The organism is Saccharopolyspora sp. (genome assembly GCF_017434145.1).
Classification (GTDB): Bacteria; Actinomycetota; Actinomycetes; order Mycobacteriales; family Pseudonocardiaceae; genus Saccharopolyspora_C; species Saccharopolyspora_C galaxeae.
Genome location: NZ_JAFRFW010000805.1, coordinates 1 through 2,620, shown reverse-complemented (window position 1 = coordinate 2,620; position 2,620 = coordinate 1). Strand labels below are relative to the sequence as shown.

Sequence of the window (2,620 nt, the reverse complement as noted above, 5' to 3'; positions counted from 1 at the left end):
TCACCGACTTCGAGCGGGAGGCCCGAGCCGCCGGGGCGGCGCTGCCGGAGCCGGGCCCTGCCGAGCCGGATCGTGCGGTCACCGCCCCGTCCAGCGGGTTGCGCGACCTGGTCGCCGCACCGTACGGCAAGCGCACCGCGATGATGGCGGTCTTCCAGGTGCTGCAGACGGTGGGCTACTACGGCTTCGGCACGATGGTGCCGATGGTGCTGGCCGCGAAGGGCTACCAGGTCACCGACTCGCTGCTGTTCAGCGCGCTGACGTTCGTCGGCTACCCGGTGGGCTCGGCGCTGTCGCTGCCGTTCGTCGAGCGGGTGGAGCGCAAGCACCTGGTGATGGGCTCGGCGATGGCGATGGTCGTGCTGGGGCTCGGGTTCGGGCTGGCCGGTTCGACCGCGCTGATCCTGCTGCTCGGGTTCGGCTACACCGCGGCCAGCAACGTTTTCTCCAACGCCTTCCACATCTACCAGGCGGAGATCTTCCCGACGCACATCCGCGCGACCGCGGCGTCCTGGACGTATTCGCTGTCCCGGCTGACCACCGGCGCGATGCCGTTCGTGCTGGTTCCGCTGCTGCAGGCGCAGGGCGCCGGGGTGCTGTTCGCGGTCGTGGCCGCGGCGATGATCGCTGTGACGCTGGACATCGGCCTGTTCGGCCCGCGCGCCACCGGCCGTCCCCTGGAGACCGTCAACACCGCGTCCTGACCGGAGTGAACGGCCTGTTCGTCCCAATAGATTGGACGAACGGTCCGTTCGCTCCGAAATCTTGGCGCGTTGACACCCTTACCCCCTAGGGGTATATGTGTGGCGAAGGCTCCGCATCGGACTGCGAGGAGGAAGCGGTGCACGGTTACACGCCGGACAAAGAGGCGTACGCGAAGCGACTGCGCCGCATCGAGGGACAGGTGCGGGGCCTCGCCAGGATGATCGAGGACGACGAGTACTGCATCGACGTGCTCACCCAGGTCAGCGCGACCACCAAGGCCCTGCAATCGGTGGCGCTCGGACTGCTCGACGAGCACCTGCGCCACTGCGTGGCAGAGGCGCTGACCGAGGGCGGCGACGCCGCCGACGAGAAGGTGCGGGAAGCCGGCGACGCGATCGCCCGGCTCGTGCGCTCCTGAACCGCCGACTCCGCGAAAGGACCCCGATGACCGAGTTGACCTACACCGTGACCGGCATGACCTGCGAGCACTGCGCGCGTTCGGTGACCGAGGAGCTCAGCGAGCTCGCCGGCGTCTCCGACGTCGCGGTCGACGTGCAGACCGGCGCGGTGACGGTGACCAGCGCGCAGCCGCTCGCCGACGCGGACGTGCGCGGCGCCGTGGAAGAAGCGGGCTACGCGCTGGCTTGAGCCCGGGTTCGGACACCGCGGCCCGATCGGCGGCGCCGGTCCTGCTCGACCGGCGCCGGTTCCGACCGGAGGGGAACTCGTCCGGCACCGCACGCAGCAGGCGAAGAATCGGGAGATCGCGATGAGCACCGCACCGGCAGGGCAGTCGATCGAGCTGGCCATCGGCGGCATGACCTGCGCTTCGTGCGCGAACCGGGTGGAGCGCAAGCTCGGCAAGCTGGACGGGGTGACCGCAGCGGTCAACTACGCCACCGAGAAGGCGACCGTGACCTTCCCGGACGGCGTCGCGCCGCAGCAGCTGGTCGAACAGGTCGAGGCCGCCGGCTACACGGCGCAGCTGCCGGACTCCGGCGGCGCGGGCGAGTCCGAACAGGACGACGGCACCCGCGCGCTGCGCGACCGGTTGATCACTGCCCTGGTGTTGTCCGTGCCGGTGATCGTGCTCGCGATGGTTCCGGCGTTGCAATTCACCTACTGGCAGTGGATTTCCCTCGCGCTCGCCGCCCCGGTGGTGATCTCCGGGGGTGCGCCGTTCCACCGCGCGGCGTGGACGAACCTGCGCCACGGCGCGGTCACGATGGACACGCTGGTGTCGATGGGCACGCTGGCGGCGTTCCTGTGGTCGATCTACGCGCTGGTGTTCGGCAGCGCCGGAATGCCCGGCATGACGCACGGATTCGAGTTCGGCGTGCGGCCCGCCGACGGCGCCGGCTCGATCTACCTCGAAGTGGCCGCCGGGGTGACCACGTTCATCCTCGCCGGGCGGTACTTCGAAGCCCGCTCCAAGCGCCGCGCCGGTGCCGCGCTGCGGGCGCTGCTGGAACTCGGCGCGAAGGACGTCGCGGTGTTGCGCGACGGGCGCGAACAGCGCATCCCGACCGAGCAGCTCGCCACCGGGGACCTGTTCGTGGTGCGGCCCGGCGAGAAGATCGCCACCGACGGCACCGTCGAGGAGGGCGGTTCGGCGGTGGACGCCAGCATGCTCACCGGCGAGTCCGCACCGGTCGAAGTCGGCGTCGGCGATTCCGTCGCGGGCGCAACGGTGAACTCGGGCGGGCGGCTGGTGGTGCGCGCGACCCGGGTGGGCTCGGACACCCAGCTCGCGCAGATGGCGCGCCTGGTGGAGGCCGCGCAGGCGGGCAAGGCCGCGGTGCAGCGGCTCGCCGACCGGATCTCGGCGGTCTTCGTGCCGATCGTGATCGCGCTCGCGGTGCTCACCCTGGCCGGGTGGCTGATCGCCGGTGGCGGGGCGAGCGCCGCGTTCACC

At 71.0% G+C, this 2,620-nt stretch carries 4 protein-coding genes; all 4 read left to right on the top strand.

The annotated features are described in order from the left end of the window. Positions 1–704 (top strand): MFS transporter (locus IJH84_RS21870; RefSeq protein ID WP_295148391.1); only part of this gene is annotated, 704 nt, incomplete at its 5' end. Positions 705–841: 137 nt separating this feature from the next. Further along, entirely contained in the window at positions 842–1,123 is a 282-nt protein-coding gene (locus IJH84_RS21865) for a metal-sensitive transcriptional regulator (RefSeq protein ID WP_295148390.1), read from the top strand. A 26-nt stretch (positions 1,124–1,149) separates the two neighbouring features. Next, entirely contained in the window at positions 1,150–1,353 is a 204-nt protein-coding gene (locus IJH84_RS21860; RefSeq protein WP_200070842.1) for a heavy-metal-associated domain-containing protein, read from the top strand. A gap of 121 nt (positions 1,354–1,474) precedes the next feature. Then, positions 1,475–2,620: cation-translocating P-type ATPase (locus tag IJH84_RS21855; RefSeq protein ID WP_295148386.1), on the top strand; the 1,146-nt coding region annotated here is incomplete at its 3' end.

Bases quoted from the DNA above. Each gene is read 5' to 3' on its own strand.
- IJH84_RS21860 (WP_200070842.1), top strand. From the start codon at position 1,150: ATGACCGAGTTGACCTACACCGTGACCGGCATGACCTGCGAGCACTGC.